This is a genomic window from Pleionea litopenaei (assembly GCF_031198435.1).
GTDB lineage: Bacteria > Pseudomonadota > Gammaproteobacteria > Enterobacterales > Kangiellaceae > Pleionea > Pleionea litopenaei.
This window is the reverse complement of sequence record NZ_CP133548.1, coordinates 1,038,459-1,059,582: the sequence shown is the minus strand read 5'-3', so window position 1 is coordinate 1,059,582 and position 21,124 is coordinate 1,038,459. Positions and strand designations below refer to the sequence as shown.

The following is a 21,124-nucleotide window of genomic DNA, read 5'->3' as shown; positions in this document are numbered from 1 at the left end:
AGGTTTTGATGACTAGCGTAGACTTTCACTTGTCGACAGGGACTTGGAGAAGAGTGTTGACAAGGAATCTGACGGGGAGTCAGCAAGGAAAATGGCACGGACGAACAGCGCTTGATGAGATAGGAATTTAGGGAAGACTGGAACTAGACGGAATTAGTAAAGGAATAGCGAGGAAGAGATAATCTCTCATAAAAAAGGCAGCCAGCGGCTGCCTTTTTTATTGTCCTTATTTATTACCCCATTTAAGACCGCTATTTTTTTGTTTATTCAATGCCGAGAGATAACTCTCAATCTTAGTGATAAGAGCAGCAAAGCGTGCAGCCGTTAGGCGTTGATAGATAAGCAAGTCAACGATTCCTTCGAAGCCATTGAGTTTTTTTGTCTGATAACTACCGAGCTTTTTTGGCTTCGGGTTAATAAGAGTTTAACAAAGTGTTTCATACAGGCATTTTGGTCACGCTCTGCAACAGATTGACGCACACTTTTTCTTAGTTTCATACGACTATATTGGGGTACGGACCAGAGCGTGTGAGGCGATCATGAAATACTTAATTATTGGAATACTTTGTTGTGTAACAAAATTGGCAATGGCATCAGATTTAACTAATATCGATTCTTTGAAAAATTACTCACAGAATATTGCCGTAGAAAAAGCGGTCGTATTAGAACGAATGAAGTATGAGTTTTTGGAAACTCAATCGTTTTCCGATGAGATGAATGCATCTTTACAGTTGATTTCAGATCCGGTTTCATTTTTAAACAGTGCGCAAGCAGACTTGAGTACATTGCCGTACCCGAGAACTAAAGTTCTGATATATTCACTTGATCAGATAACCGATTGAAATCTACCCCTAGGCTCATGAGCCGTGTTCAGACATTGATGGCATTTCTTGAAAAAACGGTAACCGTTGATTTTTGGGTTTTCTTAATTCTCGAATGAGTGGTCGTGAGGGATGTAATTGTTCACGAATCGACGGGGAAACCGCAAAGCTATCACCATTGATATAATTGAGCACGAGCTCTGCGGCCAAAAAGCTGGTTGTTATTCCTCTCGCCCCGTGCGCAATATTGACATAAAGAGCCGGCCAGTATTGAGCGGATGGATGTTTAACCCGTTGGTTACCTTTCCAAAGATGTTGATAGTCTAAAAGTGTTTGCTCAAATTTCGGTAGGGGGCCAACATAAGGAAGGCGATCAACCGAGCAATGCCGAAATCCGACTCTTCCTGGCTCTGCTTGTTCAACTGAAAATGTAGCATCTTCAAAAAGAACATTAAGGTTTTCAACAAGCTCTTGATGGCTTTTAGCATCAAAGTTTTCATTATGATTATTCAGTTCAAATGTCGCTCCGACGTATAGAGAGTCTTCCATTGGGATGCAATAGTTTGACTCGCAAAGGATATACGGCGGCTTGGGGAAGTCCTTTGGTATGGATAATTTTGCAGTCTGACCACGAACTTTGTTCCCGGGTAAAAAACTTTTAGGTAATAGTTCATGGGCTGAGTATGCATTACAAATAACCACGGCATCGAAGTTTTCGACATCATTATTGACTTCAAGCTTCCAACCGTGTGAAAAGTCATCCAATCGTTCTACTCGCGAGTTTAGGCGTACCTCTATTTTTGGATGGTCAAGCAGCTTCTCGCACAGTCTTTTTAGATCGACGTAACCTGACCGAGGGAATAAAATACCCTGTTTAAGCAGTGGATAAGTGAGTCCACTTGAGGATGCCTCCGGCCACTGTCTTAACCAAGAATCAAAGTCGTTTGAATCCCCCAGTTGGTTAAAGAGTTGAGTATTGAATTGCGCATCTTTATGTAACTTTAATACACCTATGTTCTTTGTATATTCAGCGAGTTCTAATCGATCTAGCCAGTGAATTAACTTTTGGTAAGCATGAAAAAAAAGAAGGCTCTGATCATTGAAGTCTTTGGTTAAAAATGGATAAAAAATACCGGATGCACTTCCTGAACCGCCAGCAGCGATTTCATTTTTTGACTCAAAAACTTCAACTTGATAACCGTCATTCGCTAGCATTAAGGCGGTTGTTGCTCCAGCAATGCCACTGCCTATAACGGCAATCCTAGCTTCTTCTGCGATTGATTCTGGACGCTGAAACCATGGCTTTGTAGTGTTCATTGAGACTGATTCACAGTCAACTTTAGGGGTCTTTATACTGCCAATAAGCATTTCACGCTTAGTACCGAAGCCTGAACGTTTGTTAACTTTGAAACCATATTTTTGCAATCCACGACGAACATAGCCTGCTGCGCTGAAAGTGGCAAAGTGAGCGTCTGTTGCTGACAGTTGTGCTATTTTTTTAAACAGCACTTCACTCCAAGTATCAGGGTTTTTAGACGGTGCAAACCCATCCAAGTAAAAACTATTGAACTGCTGATTTTCAAGAATTAAGTGATCACAGGCTTCAATAACATCCATAAAGTGTAGGTACAATGTTGCTCGATGGTCTGGAAAGATGATTTCGGTAACGCCGTATAAAGGCATCGGGTATTGGCTTATGAGGGTTTCCATTAAGTTCTTTAAGGATGGCCAAAAGCTTAATGCGCGTAAAAGATCGTCTCGTTTTAATGGAAACTTTTCGATAGAGTGATAATGAAGCCAACTGTCTTTATTAAAAGACTGCCAATGATCAATGGTCGAAAGACAGTTTAGTCCTGTTCCAAACCCTACTTCTAAAATACGAAAATCAGAACTGTTTGAAAGACTCCACCTTTCTTTAAGGTGATTTCCTTCTATAAAAGTATAGTGAGTTTCTTCGAGACCATCTTGTCGAGAAAAATAAATGTCTTGGAATTGCTTTGAATAGGGTAGGCCGTCTTGCCACTCAATATCAGCATGAGACATTATTTTTGAATTGATGGTCATTTGGTCGTTACTAACCTCTTACTAATTTCAAAAACTCGGTTCTCGTTGCATTAGATTTTCTAAACTGTCCCAGCATGACTGATGTTGTCATTGTGGAGTTTTGTTTTTGCACGCCTCGCATCATCATGCACATATGTTTTGCCTCAACGATGACACCAACCCCTGCGGCTTGTGTAACTGACTGTACCGCATCGGCAATCTGCTTAGTTAAGTTTTCTTGAATTTGTAGTCGTCGCGCAAACATGTCTACGATTCGAGCAATCTTTGATAATCCGATGACTTTTCCCGTGGGTATGTAAGCAACATGACATTTGCCAATAAAAGGTAAAAGATGGTGCTCACAAAGAGAGTAGAGTTCAATCTCTTTGACAATCACCATTTCATCATTGTCGCTTTCAAAAATCGCATTATTGACGACGGTTTCAAGATCTTCATGATAACCTTTGGTGAGAAAAGACATGGCTTTAGCGGCACGCAGAGGTGTGTCTTTTAATCCATCTCTACTCGGATCTTCACCAAGACCGAGGAGAATCTTTCGATAGTATTGTTCCAGTTCATCACTCATAGTTTACCTTTGAAGCTAAGAGGGGTTATTTAGCGAGTTTAAAAAGTTTACAATTACTTTAATCTAGAGTCCAATTTGCTATTTTAGCTGAAGATGGTTGGTATTTGGTAACTTACCGTAGCTTTTTTATTGAGAAACCCATCATGATTCGAGTGTTAGTTGACAATGCGATCCCTTTTCTTAATGAATTAATGCCACCAGAAGTAGCAGTGACTTCCGTACCTGGCGATAAAATTTCATCGGAGCTCTGTCAAAATCACCAAGCGTTGATTGTTCGCTCGATTACTCAAGTTAATCGAGAGTTAGTTGAAGGGACTTCTATCGAGTTTGTCGGATCTGCCACCATAGGCATTGATCACATTGATACAGAATATCTACACAACACGGGAATACATTGGTCAAATGCTCCTGGATGTAATGCAATGGCTGTCGTTCAGTACGTATTAAGCGCAATCGCGTATTGGAACTTAAAAAAGAATTTTATGTTTCAAAATACGGCGGTCGGCATTGTTGGTTTCGGTGAAGTTGGACGTCGTCTTCATCAAACATTAACGGATCTCGGTGCCTCCGTGGTGGTTTTTGACCCATTTAAGAAGGATCTCATTGGTATTAACCAAGTATTTTCTCTTGAACGACTGATAGAGGCAGCGAATATTATTACTTTTCATGTACCGCTCACCCAGCATGGCCTCTTTCCAACTTATCAGATGTTCAACTCAAATCTAATTCAGAATTATTCATTAGCCGGCAAACTGATTATCAATAGTTCTCGCGGTAATGTTTTTACTGAGGCCGCTATTAGTGAATGGGTCATGCGGGGAGGGCAATGCGTTCTGGATGTCTGGCCTGATGAGCCTAATATTTCGTCTAATTTACTCAGCAATTTATTGTTAGGGACAAGTCATATTGCTGGCTATAGTTTAGAAGGAAAGTTGAACGCTAGTGCTTCAGTCATTAATCAACTGTCTAGGCACTTTAAATTAAAGGACGATTTCGGTCAGCTTAATTTTAAAGGTGAGTTAACTGATCAACAGTTATTAGAAGATGAATTTATCACAGATATCAATCAGTGGCTGTTAACCAGTTATAATATTGAAGCAGATTCAATGGCGCTAAAAATGCTAAAGACTGATAACCTTTCGGAAGGTTTTTCTGGCCTTAGAAATAGCTACGCGTTTAGACATGATTTTCGTGGGCAATCGAGCAATCACGCTGTATTTTCGAAATTATTAAGAGGATGGAAGCGGTTGAATTAAAAATTCAATGCCCATCTGTTTAATGAAAGGCTTTCCATACGCAGCGATTTCGTCCAGCTGACTTAGCCTCATAGAGAGCATCATCGGCGATACGAATGATAGAATCAACTAATGATTCTTTGCTACCTGTGTGTCTCGCAGGATTCCATGTGGTGATTCCGATAGAGCAGGTAATATTAAATTTAGTTTCATCATTTGAAGAAAATACTTGATTACCAATCATATGACGAATTCGCTCAGATATTTTTTCAGCGACATGCTCGTCGCAGTTAGGCAACACTGCCGTAAATTCTTCTCCGCCAAATCGAGCCAAGAGATCCGTTGCTCGCAAATTAGGCTGTATGATTTGAGCAATGTGCTCAAGAACTCTATCGCCAATGGTGTGGCCATATTGGTCATTGATACGTTTAAAGTGATCGATGTCGATAAACAAACACGACAGGGGTAACATGTTTCGATCGGCTCTTGCTAATTCTTTTTCGAGAGACTGATAAAGACAGCGTCGATTTTTGGTTTTGGTGAGAGGATCAATTAGACTCAAGTGTTTTAGGTGTTCTGTGTTCGCTGTATTCTCAAGACAAATGGATACAATTTGCGCGAAGTGCGCATAAAAGTCTGTCGACATCTCTGGCGTGAAGCGCTGTTGATTAACACTGCCAAGGTGATAACTGCCAATGATTAAATTATTTCGCAATAATGGTAGCGTTAAGAACGAACGCACCGTTGCCTCTCGCGAGAAAAGAATCTGACTTAAAAATCGGTTAGTTTGTCGAATTTGAGGCTCTAATCTAGATTGATAAATGGCATCAAATTGGGTTGCATCTTTAGTAAACATAACATTCGATACTGCCACATCTGGGTAAATGCTCTCTAATATTTCTTGGAAGGTATCGTAGGGATCGTAAAGCATCAAGCTAATGTGTTCTACATCGAGTTGTTGCTTAAAGTCAGTGGTTAATTTGTTCAATAAAAAAGGTAGATGTGCAGTATGCAGCAATTCAAATTCCAAGCGTTGGAATTTGCCATAGGTTTTCTGATTTAATTCGGCCTTTTCAACCAATGAGTCTAACAGCGACTTTAAGCGTTGATTTTCAATTTCCAACGCTTGTTCGCGAGAAGGGTTATACTGATGAAATATTGCCATTTTCGCCCCATTGCCTGTTGCTGATACTGCGACCTTATTATTTTTATCAATATTTCCCTATGGTTGTCGGTCAACGCTTTAACCTTATTAATTAGTCTAGCGCTGGATTTCCCTTACCCCTACGCTTTGTTCAAGTATTTGGAGGATAATATTTAAAATTGAGAAGTGGTTCATCATTTACTGTTGTTCGTACTATAATATCTGTATGTTAAGAGCTAGAGTGAAAACATGAGCGAAGTAACCGACAAAGATGATGTAGAATGGTCCAGCGTTGCTGTTGAGCGTCGAGGAGAAGATCGTCGTACGGGTATTGACCGACGACAATTCAAAGGCCGCTCGATAACCGTTCCTGATATGCGTTCAGGAATCGACCGCCGGCAACAAAATGATCGTCGCAAGATGGTGCGCTTGACGATTACTGGCAGAGCAATGGATATTTAACCTACTAAATTGGTTTTAATAAAGTCGTCTAATTGGGCGACTCCTTCGAACGAATCGACTACTTTTCTTCCTGATATCTCAATCTTCATAACTATTTTCAGTTAATTCGTTCAAGAAAGCCTTTCCTGCCACCGATAGTGGGCGTTTTTCGTGGTGTATCAAGCCCAGAGATCGTGATAGTTGGAAGCTTTTCACCGAAATACAGTGCAAGTTCTTGGTTTTTAGCCGCTTAGGAAGCAGGCTCCAACCTAAACCACATTCAACCAACACTCGAATGGTTTCGAGGTAATCTCCCGTTTTGACTTCGGGTAACGGCAACCCATGGCTGGCGAAATACCCCGTGATTTGCTGCCGAGTAAAGGTGTGCTTTTCCGGCAAAATGATGGGGAACTGTAGCAAGTCTTTAAGGTCGGCTAATTCAAGGTTAGCAAGAGGGTGGTCTATTGCGCAAAATAACGCGAGTTCATCCTTCCAAATTGGATAGCTGACCACTTGCTTGAGCGGGTGCTCCGGTAAGGTTAGCACCGCACACTCTAGGTTTCCCTCTAAGATACCTTGGTAAGCTTCCTCAGAGTCCATAAAGCGAATATCGAGCTCAATGTTGGGGTAACGCTGTGACAGCCTTTTTATGGAAGCTGGTAAACGGTGGAATCCGATATGGTGGCCTGTCGCAATCTGCAGTGGACCGCTTGGCTCTCCAGAGAGATTTTGAATAGCTTGTTTAGCAAATGCGACCTGCTGCAAGATTTCACGAGCGTGCTTTTGCATTAATGAACCTGCGGCCGTTAATTGGATGTTATGTCCAACTCGATCAAACAGTCGGCTGCCTAGTTTAGTCTCTAAAGCAGCAATGCGCTTACTGACAGCTGGTTGTGTCATGTATAAATTTTCTGCTGCCTGACTAAACGATTGTAGCCGTGCCACAGCAAGAAAGATTTCTAGGGTCACCGGGTCCATCGATTTATTCCGATTACATTAATTCACTCACAAAACATACAGTATTCCAAATTGGAATGAAATGTATAAAAATAATGAATTTGTATTATCGATTGCTCATCGTTAAAGTAGGTTGAATCCAACAATAAGCACTTTAGATTTAACCGCGACGGAATAAGAGGCAGTGACATGGGACAATCAAATCGACCACAGACGTTATATGATAAGTTATGGCAAAGACACTGTATCGAACAGAGCGGTGATGGGACATCTCTTTTATATATCGATCGTCAATTGCTCCATGAAGTAACGTCTCCACAGGCTTTTGAAGGATTGCGTTTGGCTGACCGCCAACCACGACGACCTGGGGCCAACTTAGCCGTACCCGATCACAATGTTCCTACACAAAATAGAGCGCAAGGGATCAGCGATTTAACGTCACGAATTCAAGTGCAAACGTTAGATGATAACTGCCGTTCGTTTGGCATTACTCAATTTGATATGACGGATGAGCGACAGGGCATTGTTCATGTCATCGGCCCAGAACAAGGTGCCACTTTGCCAGGAATGACCATTGTTTGTGGCGACTCCCATACTGCGACACATGGAGCCTTTGGGGCACTAGCATTCGGTATTGGAACGTCAGAAGTTGAGCATGTTTTGGCAACGCAAACACTTCGACAACAAAAGTCCAAAAATATGCTCATTCGATATGTCGGGCAACTCAATTCAATGGTGACTGCGAAAGACCTTATCTTGGCGACCATTGCTCACATTGGAACCAATGGTGGCACAGGCTTTGCGATTGAATTTTCTGGCGACGCAATTTCACAGTTGACGATGGAAGGTCGAATGACGGTGTGCAACATGGCGATAGAAGCCGGTGCTCGAGTAGGGTTGATAGCGGTTGATGAAAAGACCATCGAGTACGTTAAAAATAGACCCTTTGCGCCGACGGGTGTGCATTGGGATGCTGCCGTCAACGATTGGTTGCAGTTGCGCTCGGATGAGGAAGCCGAGTTTGACCGAGTGGTGGACATTGATGTCAGTGTTCTCGAACCGCAGGTCAGTTGGGGAACGTCTCCTGAAATGGTTATTTCAGTGTCGCAAACCATTCCAGATCCAGAATCTATTGAAAACCCGGTTAAGCGAAGTGGTTATCAAGGAGCACTTGATTACATGGGTTTAAGCGCCGGCCAATCTTGGCGAGATATCGGTTTAGATAAAGTATTCATCGGTTCGTGTACAAATTCCAGAATTGAAGATCTTAGAGCGGCCGCGGAGGTTGTTAGAGGCCATCGAGTGGCCAATTCTATTCAACTCGCGATGGTTGTTCCTGGTTCAGGTTTGGTGAAACAACAAGCAGAAGCCGAAGGCCTTGATCAAATATTTTTGCAAGCCGGTTTTGAGTGGCGTGAACCAGGATGCTCTATGTGTTTAGCCATGAATGCTGACCGGTTAGCACCGGGTGAACGCTGTGCATCGACTTCGAATCGAAACTTTGAAGGGCGACAAGGCCAAGGTGGACGAACTCATTTAGTGAGTCCTCAAATGGCAGCCGCTGCAGCAATTAATGGCCATTTTGTTGATGTACGAAATTGGCAACAAAAGCAGGAGGTAGCTTAATGAAAGCATTCAACTCTTTGTCTTCACGAGTCGTTCCGTTAAATCGAGCCAATGTCGATACTGATGCAATTATTCCTAAACAGTTTTTAAAGTCGATCAAGCGCAGTGGATTTGGACCCAACTTATTCGATGAATGGCGATATTTAGATCAAGGAGCTCCGGATAAACCGAACGAAGGCCGTCCCTTAAACCCATCCTTTGTTCTTAATCAAGCACAATTCAAAAATGCCGCCATACTGATGGCGCAAGAGAACTTTGGTTGTGGCTCTAGCCGAGAGCATGCTCCATGGGCATTGGAAGATTACGGTTTTAAAGTGCTGATTGCTCCGAGCTTTGCCGATATTTTTTATAACAATTGCTTTAAAAATGGAATACTTCCTGTGTGTCTTTCACAAGAGGCAGTGAACCGATTATTTGAATTAGAACAAGACAAGGGACTTTGGTGTGACGTCGACCTTGTCGAGCAATCTTTAGAGTTTTTTAATGAGCCTAGTGATAGTGCAGATCGAGAACGGCTATTTAAATATACGTTTGATATTTCACCAACTAGGAAAAATGCTTTGTTAAAAGGTTTGGATGATATTGGCGTAACTCTACAGCAAGCGGAGTTAATTGACGCTTTTGAAAAGCAATATCAGAAGCGGTTTCCTTGGTTATTTAATGCGATTGTTTCGGAGTAAAATATGAGTACTCACGTGTCTAAGGTCAGTAAACTGTTATTGCTTCCCGGTGATGGTATCGGAATTGAAATTATGACAGAGGCCGAAAAGCTATTGCAGTTCATAAATGCTAATACCGAACTAAATTTAGAACTGAGCTCTGCATTAGTTGGAGGAGCTGCGTACGATCAAACTGGAACGCCACTACCAGAGGAAACACTGTCATTAGCTAAACAGGCCGATGCGGTTTTGCTCGGCGCCGTTGGCGGCCCTAAATGGGAGTCGTTAGATATTTCTGTTCGCCCAGAAAAAGCACTGCTGAGATTACGTTCAGAGCTTGAGCTTTTTGCAAATTTACGACCAGCGATAGTCTCACCTGAATTAGCATCCGCTTCAAGTTTAAAAGCCGAGTTGGTCAGTGACTTAGATATTTTAATCATTCGAGAGCTAACCGGTGGCATCTATTTTGGACACCCAAGAGGCGTATTTGAAGAAGGTGGGGAAAAAGTAGGTATTAATACTTATCGGTATTCGGAATCTGAAATTAGACGTATTGCTCATGTCGCCTTTAAAACGGCAATGACTCGAGGTCGTCAATTGTGTTCTGTCGATAAAGCCAATGTACTAGAAGTAACTGAGTTATGGCGCGACGTATTTAATCAAGTTGCCGAAGAATACCCTGAAGTGACTTTAACTCATATGTATGTTGATAATGCCGCGATGCAGCTCGTTAGACAGCCGAAGCAATTTGATGTGGTTGTCACCGGTAATATGTTTGGCGATATTTTATCTGACATCGCAGCAATGTTGACTGGCTCAATTGGGATGTTGCCTTCGGCGAGCCTAGATATCAATCGTAAAGGTATGTATGAGCCTGTTCATGGGTCTGCCCCAGACATTGCAGGGCAAAACAAAGCGAATCCGCTCGCCATGTTGCTTTCTGTTGCATTAATGTTCAAGCACAGTTTGCAGCAACCCAAATATGCGGAATTAATTGAAAAAGCCGTTGCCATGACTTTAACCCAGGGATTTCGTACTGCTGACTTATCGCGGCAAGATTGGGTAGGGACCGCTGAAATGGGTGATCAAGTGATTGGTAATTTAGCAAAGCTATTAAACTGAAGAATTTAAAGCTAAGTACAGAGTTTGAGGTTAAGTAACGAGTTTAAAGTTAAGTAAAGATCTTAAACAAAGTTTAAAAAGACAGCATGACCGATGCTCAGCTGTCTTCGTCAGACTGATGAGGTTGCTGGGCGCAATAGGGCAGTTTATGATTCAATCGCCATTGCATATCGGCAATCACTTTATCTTTAAAGCTGTCGCCGGATAGTTGATGGATACTTTTCTTATATTCATTGATATCGATGAGCTCGAGGTTGGCTTTAATCGTTCGAAATATTCTAGGCAATTTTTGTCCCGGAATCTGCACATGATGTAATCCTCCGCTGTACACAAATAATATATCGCCTTGTTTGAGTTTTTCTAAAACATCGGCAACCCCACCTCGAACCGTCATCGGCTTACCAAATTTGTCGAGACCATCTTTCCGTTTCATTCTTCCTTCTGGCAAGATAGCAACAAATGAGTCGGGAGCGATTTGCTCTAAAAAATAAGCCCAAGAATCATCGCGTTTGCGAGAGATTGGAATGATTCCAGGTAATAAAGAGCGAAAAAGTTTGCCAACAATGGGACGCTTTGTTGTGATATCTGCCCCGGGAACGATAAGGTGTTTGCTAATGTTTTTTATTAATTTGTAAGGCGCTAGACGAACGAAAAGAGGTTCATACAAACTTGTATGATTTAATAAGACCATTAGCCTAACGTTTGGATAGTGCTTAACGGTTCTTTGGCTCAACCATTGAACGTCAAAGCGATAAAAGAGCAAGGCTAAAAGTTTGATGGAATACAATAAACTAAAACTAAATAAATAGGACACAACGATTAACGTTTAGAATTTATTTTCTGCAGTTTACAAAGGATTCTAAGCGCTGCCAACTCTCTTTGTTCGTTCAGTATGTTTTTTGAACAAGCTATTGAGGTTTTAGTAGCCTTTTGTCTAACTTTTACGCCGAAATATCCATTACCGAGCGATTTGCGTCTAGGGTACGCTTGCCTTTTTGAATTCCTACGATGCCAGAGCGAGCGAGTTCAATGATTTCGGACGTTTCAGCTAAAGCACTTAGAAAGGCTATCCGTTCAATCGGAGCGCCTACAAATTGCAAAATAAAGGTCGTTGATGTTACGTCGATGATTGGTGCACTGAAAATTTTTGCCAACCTTAGAATTTCGTCTCGATGACTACCTCGATGGCAATTAACTTTCACTATCACCAACTCTCTTTCGATATGAGGTTTCTCCGTAAGGTTAGATACCCGCAGAACATCAATCAGTTTATTAACTTGTTTTATGATTTGTTCAAGAACTCGCTCGTCGCCACTGGTCGCTATGGTCAGTCTAGATAGAGTAGGATCATCGGTTTTTGCAACGCACAAACTATCAATATTGAATCCTCTTTGTGAAAAGAGGCCTGTAATTCGTGAAAGAGCGCCAGGCTGATTTTCCATTAAGATTGAAATAACTCGTTTCATTGTTTTGTCTGCTTGCATAAAATCATATCGTCAATGGCTCCGCCCTTAATTTGCATAGGGTATACGTGCTCTTCGGCATCAACTAGAATATCGATGAACACAAGTTGTTCTTTCAACGACAGCGCAAATTCAAGTTTGTCTTTTAAATCACAAGGATCTTCAATACGGATGCCAACATGACCGTAAGCTTCTGCCAGTCGTACAAAGTCAGGTAACGCATTCATATACGACTGAGAATGCCTTGCTTGATAAATCATATCTTGCCATTGTCTAACCATTCCGAGAGATTGGTTATTTAGCGAAATGACTTTAATGGGCAAACCGTATTCAAGACAGGTTGAGAGCTCCTGAATATTCATTTGAATGCTTCCATCGCCCGTTATGCATAAAACGTTTTGTTCTGGATAAGCAAGTTGAACACCAATGGCAGCAGGCAACCCAAATCCCATGGTTCCTAGTCCGCCAGAATTTATCCATTGTCTAGGTCGATTAAATGGGTAATACAGAGCTGTAAACATCTGGTGCTGACCGACATCTGAAGTGACAAATGCGTTCGCATCAGTGAGCTCGGCGAGTGTTTCAATGACCTCTTGAGGTTTAATATGAGCGCCTTTCTCGTATTTCAAGCAGCGGATCTTTCTCCACTGCTCAATTTGTTGCCACCATGTTTCGACTCGCTCTTTGATGGGTTTTAAACGCGCCCGATCAATTAACTCTAGAAATTGTTGGACGACTTTGTCGCAACTGCCGACAATTGGAATATCCGCAGTGACGGTTTTAGAAATCGATGCGGGGTCAATATCAACGTGAATAATGGTTGCATTCGGGCAAAACTTTTCGGTGTTGTTCGTTACTCGATCGTCGAATCTAGCGCCAAAGCAAATAATTAAATCTGCATTAGCCATGGCTTTGTTGGCCTCGAAAGTTCCGTGCATTCCTAGCATGCCTAAAAACTGCTCATGGTTTCCTGGAAAGGAGCCCAGTCCCATCAGAGTACTTGTAACCGGTACGTGAAGTTTTTCAGCAAGTTGTCGAAAGCTGTGTGCTGCATTAACAATTCCACCTCCAATATAGAAGATTGGGCGATGGGCCTCGTTAAATGCTCTAATGGCTTTTTTAATTTGTTTTGGGTGACCTTTTAGTGTTGGGTTGTATGATCGAATTCGTGTCTCTTGAGCGGGCAAATAAGGTGTCGCTTTTATTTGCGACGCGATGTTTTTGGGTAAGTCAATAACGACGGGGCCTGGCCGGCCCGTGCTCGCTAAATAATAGGCTTTTGCAATGATCGAGGGAATCTCAGCTGGATCGGTCACAACAAAACTGTGCTTCACAATTGGTCGCGAGCAGCCGATCATATCGGTTTCTTGAAAAGCATCTTCTCCAATTAGGTGTGTGGCAACTTGACCCGAGAGTATTACCAAGGGAATAGAATCCATATACGCGGTAGCAATGCCTGTAATAGTATTGGTTGCTCCTGGTCCTGAGGTGACTAAAACGGTACCCACTTTCCCAGTTGCTCTTGCATAACCATCGGCAGCGTGCACTGCAGCTTGTTCATGACGAACCAATATATGTTGAATACTTGATTGCGCGAATAGTGCATCATATATATCCAAAACAGCACCGCCGGGATAACCGAACAATAGTTTAACATCGAGATCTTGTAATGTTTTAATAACTAACTCTGCACCAGAAAATAACGTTTCTTGGAATGCAGAGGTTTGGCCTGAGACATCTCTTTGTAAGGTATTCGACGTATCCATTGTTTACCCTTGTTATGGCAAGGCGAGAGTAGAACTTATTGAAAAAAAGCCCTACATTTCTGTAGGGCGAACTGAGCAATTGCAGATTGGGAAGTCAATCTATTTTGCACTCTAACTTGTCTTAGTTTCCGATTGCACTATCGCTTTCATATCGGTCATGTATCCGCGTAGTTGAGCTCCTATTCGTTCAACAGGGTGCTGTCGAATTTTTTGGTTGATATCAACAAGCTTTTGATTGTCGACCGCTAATGAACTTAGATCGAGTTTGTGTCCGATCAATTGAGTGCTGATGTTTGGCATTAATTGTTCTCTTAACAGCGGAACGGCGCGGTTTGCGAACAAGTAATTTCCATACTCCGCCGTGTCTGAAATCACCACATTCATTTCATACAATCGCTTACGTGCAATAGTATTCGCGATTAGTGGCGTTTCATGTAACGATTCATAATAAGCTGACTCGGGTAAAATTCCGGATTCAACCATCACATCAAAGGCTAATTCAACGCCGGCTTTGACTAACGCAACGAGTAAAATGCCTTTGTCAAAATATTCTTGTTCATTAATATATTCATCACTATTCGGAGCTTTCTCGAAAGCGCTAGCCGCGGTTTGTTCGCGCCAGGTTAGTAGAGCGCGATCATTATTTTTCCAATCGTCCATCATTTCGGATGAAAAACGACCCGATAAAATATCATCCATATGTTGATAAAATAGCGGTGCTAATAAGCGTTTCACTTGTTCGGATAAGTCAAACGCAACAATCTTTGATGGATTATCGAGACGATCCATCATGTGGGTGATCCCGCCGATTTTTAATGCTTCTGTAATGGTTTCGAGACCCTGTTGAATGAGCTTTGCTGCGTAGCCTGCATCGATTTTTGCATCGACCATTTTTTCAAATGCGAGTATAGAAGCCGTTTGTAGCATTCCACATAAAATGGTTTGCTCTCCCATCAAGTCGGATTTAACTTCTGCGACAAAAGATGATTCTAAAACGCCTGCGCGATCGCCTCCAGTTGCGGAAGCAAGCGCTTTTGCAATCACTAACCCAAGGTTACTTGGGTCGTGGTTTGGATGCGCCGCTATTAACGTGGGAACACCAAACCCTCGTTTGTATTCCTCTCGCACTTCCGTTCCTGGGCATTTTGGCGCGCACATCACAACCGTTATATCATCACGAATGGATTGATTCTGCTCAACGATGTTAAATCCGTGAGAATAGGCTAATACCGAATTCTTTTTCATTAGTGACATCAGTTGATGAACAACGTCAGCGTGTTGTTTGTCAGGGGTGAGGTTATATACCAGGTCAGCATTAGGTATTAAATCTTCATAGCGTCCAACGGCAAAGCCATGAGAGTTTGCTCGTTGGAAAGAGGTGTTTTTACTTTCAATAGCGGAGTTTCGCAATGCGTAGCTGACCTTAAGCCCTGAATCTCGCATATTTAATCCTTGATTCAGTCCTTGAGCACCACAGCCAACAATGACGATACTTTTATCTTTCAGCACTTCGCATCCATCTCGAAACTCTTCTCTCGACATAAAGCGACATTGGCCTAGTTGTTGGCGTTGCTCTCGGAAAGACAGTTCTGAAAAATAGTTGCTCATTTAAGTATTCTCATTGTCGATGCTGCTTAGTTAGATAACCGAGGATAACGCGTCTGCGATATGCGGGTTACGCTGAACAGGCTAGCTAATTGATCATTTAGTCATCAGCATACGGACTTCTATTTGTTGCGTGAAGTGATTTATATGCTATATAGTATTGCAAAATACGCAACAAACAGAATGCCTGTGAATATACGAGAACTACAAGCCTTTGTAATGCTTGCCGATAACTTAAGTTTTGCGAAAACAGCCGAAATCATTTTTGTGACGCCATCAACCTTGAGTCGTATGATTCAACGGCTAGAGCAAGAAGCAGAGCAAGAGTTGTTTGTGAGAGACAACAGAAATGTCATGTTAACTCAAGCAGGACGGCATTTTTTGAGCTTTGCGCAACAGGTTTTGCAGCAATGGAAGAATTTAAAGCGTGAGCTAGACAAAACGCCACAAATCGGAGGAAAGCTTTCGATTTTCTGCACATTAACGGCGGCGCATTTATTTTTGAATGAGATTCTGGAAGGATTTAGACGCGAGTTCCCAAGTGTTGAATTAATATTGGAAACGGGTGATGTTGCTCAAGCTTTTCATAAGGTTAAAACCGACGCTGTTGACGTCGCCTTTGCTGTAAAACCAGAAAAGTTATCGACACAGTATGATTTTCAACGCGTCGGCGACATCTCGTTGCAGCTAATCGCACCCAATATTCAAACACATTTTACCGAAAACTTAATGAGCGAACGTGTTGATTGGGCTGCCTTACCTTTTATTATGCCAGAGTCTGGTCCCGCGAAAGAACGCGTATTAGAGTGGTGTGAAAGAATGAAGTTTAAGCCCAATGTTTACGCAAAAGTTGCAGGTCACGAAGCCATTGTCAGTTTAGTTGCTTTAGGTTGCGGTATTGCTTTAGCCCCGACGCCGGTGATCTTGAACAGCCCTGTGGTTGATCGAGTGCAAGTATTGACCAGTGATTTTGCTCCGAAACCATTCGAGTTGGGAATTATCTGTAAGCGTAAGCGAGCAACTGAGCCAGTGATCGCTGCATTTAAAGGTTCATTTAAACATCAGTTTCGTCGCCGTCAGCTGATACAGAGCTAGCCGACCCTTGAAACACTCACTAATTGGTCATTTTGACTAAACTTTTTTCGGCGAAGTTGCGTCTAATCTATTTAAAATACACTTTGATATACTATCTTGTTGAAATATAAGACTATTTTTAGTTGGAACGATGCTTGCTAATGTATTTCGAAGATTCATCTATTGTTTAGTTTAACTGACATTTTTATTGCGCTTAGAAATTATTGCGCTTAGAAATCTGTAGTCGTGCTGATACGTTATCAAACAATTTAGTTACTTCAATTTATGACCAATTTATCTAAGAATAAAACACAGCGAGGGAAAATTATGAAACTTAAAGTTACTGCATCCATCATCGGGTTGATTTTAGCAAGTAATGCTTATGCGGGTTCTTTCGATATTGAAGAGCAGCGAACGTTAAATATTCAGGCGGCCGATCTGTCGAAGTTTAAAGTTGATGTTGGGGCCGGATTCTTAAAGATTGAAGGAAGTTCTTCGCTCAGTGAAATTCAAGTTGTTGCTGACTTACAAGTTGATGAAGATAATTTTAAGTTAACCTTGGAGCAGAGTGGCGACAGTGCAATTTTAGTTGCTGACGCTAATAGTAACAATCGAAGTAATTGGTGGGGAGATGGACCAAAAATCGATCTCACGATAAAAGTGCCTTACCAGATGATGTTAGATATCAACGATGGTTCTGGATTTATTGAAGTAAAAGCCATTGGCGGTGGACTGAAACTAAACGATGGATCAGGTTCTATTTCACTCAATGATATTGAGGGTGATGTTGATGTTAAGGATGGAAGCGGTAGTTTTTCTATTGAAAACTTAAAGGGCAGCTTAGTGCTCGATGATGGCTCTGGTAGTATTCGAATTCAACAAGTGACTGGGAATGTCAAAGTTGACGATGGTTCCGGAAGTACTTTGATTAGTAAAGTCGGAGGCACGGTTGAAGTTGATGATGGTTCTGGCAGCTTGACCGTTGAAGATATTACCGGGCACGTCACCATCGATGATGGTTCAGGCGGCATTAATTTAAATCGTCTTGCTAATGGCGTCACTATTCTTAATGAAGGAAGCGGTGGATTGTCGATGAATGATGTACAAGGCGCTGTAAAGAAATAATCAGCGTAGGAAAGATAAAAATGGGCCACCAAAGGGTGGCCCGAATAGACAAAAACTGCGTTGAAACATATGTCAGGGTAGGGAGTTAAAACGCGTACTTTGCCGAAAATTGTAGGCGATCCATGTCACCGCCAAAGCCAGCTTCAGTTTCTCGCTCAGCATGAGCAAGCTCAATACCGAAAGTTAAATTTTTAGTTGGTGAATGCAGTAAGTTGATGCGGAAGCTATTTGTGCTCTCAGTCGCACCCAAACCGGTAAGAGTGACATCGTTATCGGCCTCGAAACCTGCATATATTATGTTGCTTCGCCATTGATCGTTCCATTGGTGACGGTAAGCAACAGAGTAGGCAGTGATATCGATTGCCTCAATTTCTCCTGATGCATTGAATACACCGTCATTAACAATGTTCAAGCCGATGTATCGTCCGATACCGCTTCCGCTATTTACGACGAAGCGAACATCATTTTTATCGCCAACGTTAACTTTACCTCCGAAGCTCAAGCCAATTGAACTTTCAGTAGAATCACAACCCGTTGTTGCATCGTTACATTCGAGCTGACGCGTGATGATAGCCGCAGATAATCCACCCCAATCGCCTTTCCAGTTGTAACGAAAGACTAAGTCTGGCATTGCATTATCGTCGGTTACAACTCGACCACCGACTTGATAGTTAGAAATGGTGGTCTCAGGGTTTTCAACCGCGAATTGGAATCCACCGTTGGTATATCGAATCTGTGTTTGTCTAGCAAAAACAGTTCCGTCAGTATTACCGATAAAATCTAATGATTCAGGCAGTGCACTTAAATTCATAAATGTTGTCCACGCTTGACCAAACAGCAAATTATCGTAAGTGAAGTAAGCTTGGCGAATTCGAGGAGAGTAAGAGTTGCTGATTCGTTCGTCACCTCCTGATGTTACCTGAAAATCCATCTCGACTCGCGTGCCAATGGTTGAACCATTGTCTAAATTGGTTTTCGTTCCGAATATAATTCGTGATTGACGTGCATGCATATCCCACTCTTTACCGGATGATGATGCACTACCGTCGCTTACCGGAATTAAAGAAGGAACATAAAAATCTCGATTGAGTGGATTGGATTCTCCATCGCTGTAATCGGAGATCATCGTGTCCATTTTTATATAGCCGGAGTAAGAGAACTCTGTGTCTGCAAGCAAATTGGCTGAAGCTAACGCGCCCACAACCGCTAAACAAAGTGATTTTTTATTGATGTTTTTCATAGTAGGTCCACCTTTTATGTTTATGGGTGGAATACTTAACTTTTGATCGGTGTTTAACAATTAGCCAAAAGTCTAACTTCGACTAAAGTCGTAGGATTGTGTTACTTAAGGATGGTTATACTAATGTCGAATTGTGTTGCATAGCGAAATTACGCAGCATTTCACTAAGCCTAAAACTTAAGAGAAAGAGCAACAATTATGTCATTGAAAGAGATATATCCTGTTCCTGATGCGGTAAAAGCGTCTGCGTTAATCGATAACGATGGTTATCTTAAGAAATATGCTTTGTCGGTTAGTGATCCTGAAGCCTTCTGGCGAGAGCAAGCAAAATGCGTGGAGTGGTCAAAACCGTTTAGCAACGTAAAACAAGTTAGCTACGAGCCTGGAAATATTGATATTCGATGGTTTTATGACGGAGAGCTTAACGTCAGTGTTAACTGTATCGATCGTCATTTGGCTGATAAAGCAGACAAAACTGCGTTAATTTGGGAGGGAGATGATCCTAACCAAAGCGAAGCCATTAGCTATCGCGCACTGTCAGAGAGAGTGAATCAGTTAGCTAACGGTTTGCGGGAGCTTGGCGTTTCAAAAGGTGATCGGGTAACCATTTACATGCCCATGATTCCCGAAGCAACCTATGCGATGTTGGCTTGTGCTCGCATCGGTGCTGTCCACTCCGTTGTATTCGGCGGTTTTTCTCCTGATGCACTGGCTGGACGTATTGATGATTGCGGCTCAAAACTGGTGATTACTGCCGCTGAAGGTGTTCGTGGCGGCCGAACTGTGCCCTTGAAAGTCAACGTTGATAAAGCGCTAGAGAAAAAAGGCACTGAGTGCGTCGAAAAAGTAGTGGTGGTTAAAAGAACCGGAGCAGAGGTCGCTTGGAATGATTCAAGAGATGTTGCTTATAACCTTTTGACCGATAAACAAAGTACCGAATGTGAACCGGAGACGATGTCTGCGGAAGATCCCTTATTTATTCTGTATACCTCGGGTTCGACAGGCAAACCAAAAGGTGTGCTTCACACCACCGGAGGATACTTAGTTTACGCCCATACGTCGACACAGTATGTTTTTGATTTGCGTGCTGATGACATTTACTGGTGTACCGCCGATGTAGGTTGGATCACTGGACACAGTTATATCGTGTATGGACCTCTCTCTAATGGTGCAACGTCACTTGTGTTTGAGGGTGTGCCTAATTATCCCAGCGCTGGTCGTATGGGAGAGATTGTCGATAAACATAAAGTCAGCATTTTATATACCGCTCCTACCGCTATTCGAGCGTTAATGGGAATGGGAGATGCTGCGACTGCCAGTAGCACGCGTGATACTTTACGTTTACTAGGCAGTGTCGGAGAACCTATCAATCCTGAAGCCTGGGGCTGGTATTATGAAGCATTCGGTAAACAACGCTGCCCAATTGTCGATACTTGGTGGCAGACTGAGACCGGTGGAATTTTGCTAACGCCTTTGGTCGGTGCGACCGATCTGAAACCTGGTTCGGCTACACGTCCATTTTTTGGAATTAAGCCAGCGCTGGTCGACAACGAAGGGAAACTTTTGGAGGGTGCAGCCGAGGGTAACTTGGTCATGCTTGACTCTTGGCCTGGGCAAATGCGAACGATCTTTGGTGATCATGAGCGCTTTGAACAGACGTATTTTTCTACCTATCCGGGCAAGTACTTTACTGGAGACGGCGCGCGCCGCGATGAAGATAGTTATTATTGGATCACTGGCCGAGTTGATGATGTTCTGAATGTCTCTGGGCATCGTTTAGGAACGGCAGAAATCGAGAGCGCTTTGGTTGCCCATCCTGCCATTGCTGAGGCCGCTGTGGTTGGTTACCCTCATGATCTGAAAGGGCAGGGTATCTATGTTTTTATTAATGCGATGGAAGGTGTTTCCGTTGATGATGACTTGACCAAAGAAGTGGTTCAATGGGTTCGCAAAGAGATTGGTCCTATCGCTTCACCAGACTTAGTTCAATGGTGTTCTGGTTTGCCGAAAACCAGATCCGGAAAAATTATGCGCAGGATACTTCGTAAAATAGCCTGCAATGAATATGAGGCACTAGGTGATACATCAACATTGGCTGATCCTTCAATCGTTAATGAATTAATTGACCGACGTTTAAATCGCTGAACCTAGGCGTCAAATTGACTTGCATTGCAAGACGAAATCTACAATGATGGCGAGCAAGAGAATTTAATTGAC

At 42.4% G+C, this 21,124-nt stretch carries 18 protein-coding genes; 9 read left to right on the top strand and 9 right to left on the bottom strand.

Going from position 1 to position 21,124, the window contains the following annotated elements; genetic code table 11:
• Nucleotides 1-539: 539 nt before the first annotated feature.
• A complete protein-coding gene (locus Q9312_RS04665; protein WP_309203414.1) occupies nucleotides 540-842 on the top strand; it encodes a hypothetical protein in 303 nt (100 codons plus the stop codon).
• Nucleotides 843-857: 15 nt separating this feature from the next.
• Here the strand turns inward: Q9312_RS04665 and mnmC are convergent, their stop codons facing one another.
• Together mnmC and folE are read right to left on the bottom strand one after the other, a co-directional pair.
• The gene (gene mnmC / locus Q9312_RS04660) at nucleotides 858-2,885 is read right to left on the bottom strand and encodes a bifunctional tRNA (5-methylaminomethyl-2-thiouridine)(34)-methyltransferase MnmC2/FAD-dependent 5-carboxymethylaminomethyl-2-thiouridine(34) oxidoreductase MnmC1 (protein ID WP_309203413.1); all 2,028 of its coding nucleotides are present in this window, start codon (nucleotides 2,883-2,885) and stop codon (nucleotides 858-860) included.
• Between the two features lie 10 nt (nucleotides 2,886-2,895).
• Complete coding sequence (gene folE / locus Q9312_RS04655) at nucleotides 2,896-3,450, bottom strand: GTP cyclohydrolase I FolE (RefSeq protein WP_309203412.1); 555 nt, start codon at nucleotides 3,448-3,450, stop codon at nucleotides 2,896-2,898.
• A 143-nt stretch (nucleotides 3,451-3,593) separates the two neighbouring features.
• On the opposite strand from folE, the gene Q9312_RS04650 reads away from it, so the two are divergent.
• The gene (locus tag Q9312_RS04650; RefSeq protein ID WP_309203411.1) at nucleotides 3,594-4,706 is read left to right on the top strand and encodes a 4-phosphoerythronate dehydrogenase; all 1,113 of its coding nucleotides are present in this window, start codon (nucleotides 3,594-3,596) and stop codon (nucleotides 4,704-4,706) included.
• Nucleotides 4,707-4,725: 19 nt separating this feature from the next.
• Here Q9312_RS04650 and Q9312_RS04645 read toward each other — a convergent pair whose 3' ends face one another.
• On the bottom strand, nucleotides 4,726-5,850 hold the full coding sequence (locus Q9312_RS04645; RefSeq protein ID WP_309203410.1) for a GGDEF domain-containing protein: 1,125 nt from the start codon (nucleotides 5,848-5,850) through the stop codon (nucleotides 4,726-4,728).
• Between the two features lie 228 nt (nucleotides 5,851-6,078).
• Here Q9312_RS04645 and Q9312_RS04640 point away from each other — a divergent pair, with 228 nt between their 5' ends.
• Nucleotides 6,079-6,291 carry a hypothetical protein gene (locus Q9312_RS04640; protein WP_309203409.1) on the top strand — a complete coding sequence of 71 codons (213 nt, stop codon included), beginning with the start codon at nucleotides 6,079-6,081 and terminating at the stop codon, nucleotides 6,289-6,291.
• 78 nt (nucleotides 6,292-6,369) lie between these two features.
• Here Q9312_RS04640 and Q9312_RS04635 read toward each other — a convergent pair whose 3' ends face one another.
• On the bottom strand, nucleotides 6,370-7,248 hold the full coding sequence (locus Q9312_RS04635) for a LysR family transcriptional regulator (protein ID WP_309203408.1): 879 nt from the start codon (nucleotides 7,246-7,248) through the stop codon (nucleotides 6,370-6,372).
• Between the two features lie 168 nt (nucleotides 7,249-7,416).
• Here Q9312_RS04635 and leuC point away from each other — a divergent pair, with 168 nt between their 5' ends.
• The 3 genes from leuC to leuB are packed head-to-tail and all read left to right on the top strand — an operon-like array spanning nucleotide 7,417 to nucleotide 10,634.
• Nucleotides 7,417-8,853 carry a 3-isopropylmalate dehydratase large subunit gene (leuC, locus tag Q9312_RS04630; protein ID WP_309203407.1) on the top strand — a complete coding sequence of 479 codons (1,437 nt, stop codon included), beginning with the start codon at nucleotides 7,417-7,419 and terminating at the stop codon, nucleotides 8,851-8,853.
• Nucleotides 8,853-9,533, top strand: a complete 681-nt coding sequence (leuD, locus tag Q9312_RS04625) for a 3-isopropylmalate dehydratase small subunit (RefSeq protein WP_309203406.1) — start codon at nucleotides 8,853-8,855, stop codon at nucleotides 9,531-9,533. Before leuC ends, leuD begins: the two co-directional genes overlap by 1 nt.
• A gap of 3 nt (nucleotides 9,534-9,536) precedes the next feature.
• Nucleotides 9,537-10,634: a 3-isopropylmalate dehydrogenase gene (gene leuB / locus Q9312_RS04620; protein WP_309203405.1), complete on the top strand. Its 1,098-nt coding sequence runs from the start codon at nucleotides 9,537-9,539 to the stop codon at nucleotides 10,632-10,634.
• A gap of 97 nt (nucleotides 10,635-10,731) precedes the next feature.
• Here the strand turns inward: leuB and Q9312_RS04615 are convergent, their stop codons facing one another.
• From Q9312_RS04615 to ilvC, 4 genes are all read right to left on the bottom strand, one after another.
• Nucleotides 10,732-11,448, bottom strand: a complete 717-nt coding sequence (locus tag Q9312_RS04615; RefSeq protein ID WP_309203404.1) for a 1-acyl-sn-glycerol-3-phosphate acyltransferase — start codon at nucleotides 11,446-11,448, stop codon at nucleotides 10,732-10,734.
• Nucleotides 11,449-11,575: 127 nt separating this feature from the next.
• The gene (gene ilvN, locus Q9312_RS04610; RefSeq protein ID WP_309203403.1) at nucleotides 11,576-12,100 is read right to left on the bottom strand and encodes an acetolactate synthase small subunit; all 525 of its coding nucleotides are present in this window, start codon (nucleotides 12,098-12,100) and stop codon (nucleotides 11,576-11,578) included.
• The gene (ilvB, locus tag Q9312_RS04605; protein ID WP_309203402.1) at nucleotides 12,097-13,863 is read right to left on the bottom strand and encodes a biosynthetic-type acetolactate synthase large subunit; all 1,767 of its coding nucleotides are present in this window, start codon (nucleotides 13,861-13,863) and stop codon (nucleotides 12,097-12,099) included. The genes ilvN and ilvB overlap by 4 nt, the downstream gene beginning before the upstream one ends.
• Before the next feature lie 111 nt (nucleotides 13,864-13,974).
• The gene (gene ilvC, locus Q9312_RS04600; protein ID WP_309203401.1) at nucleotides 13,975-15,471 is read right to left on the bottom strand and encodes a ketol-acid reductoisomerase; all 1,497 of its coding nucleotides are present in this window, start codon (nucleotides 15,469-15,471) and stop codon (nucleotides 13,975-13,977) included.
• Between the two features lie 144 nt (nucleotides 15,472-15,615).
• Here ilvC and ilvY point away from each other — a divergent pair, with 144 nt between their 5' ends.
• A complete protein-coding gene (gene ilvY / locus Q9312_RS04595; protein ID WP_309203400.1) occupies nucleotides 15,616-16,563 on the top strand; it encodes an HTH-type transcriptional activator IlvY in 948 nt (315 codons plus the stop codon).
• A 306-nt stretch (nucleotides 16,564-16,869) separates the two neighbouring features.
• On the top strand, nucleotides 16,870-17,667 hold the full coding sequence (locus Q9312_RS04590) for a DUF4097 family beta strand repeat-containing protein (RefSeq protein ID WP_309203399.1): 798 nt from the start codon (nucleotides 16,870-16,872) through the stop codon (nucleotides 17,665-17,667).
• An 85-nt stretch (nucleotides 17,668-17,752) separates the two neighbouring features.
• On the opposite strand, the gene Q9312_RS04585 is transcribed toward Q9312_RS04590, so the two are convergent.
• Nucleotides 17,753-18,907, bottom strand: a complete 1,155-nt coding sequence (locus Q9312_RS04585) for a DcaP family trimeric outer membrane transporter (RefSeq protein ID WP_309203398.1) — start codon at nucleotides 18,905-18,907, stop codon at nucleotides 17,753-17,755.
• 195 nt (nucleotides 18,908-19,102) lie between these two features.
• On the opposite strand from Q9312_RS04585, the gene acs reads away from it, so the two are divergent.
• Entirely contained in the window at nucleotides 19,103-21,052 is a 1,950-nt protein-coding gene (acs, locus tag Q9312_RS04580) for an acetate--CoA ligase (protein ID WP_309204474.1), read from the top strand.
• The last annotated feature ends 72 nt before the right edge of the window (nucleotides 21,053-21,124 follow it).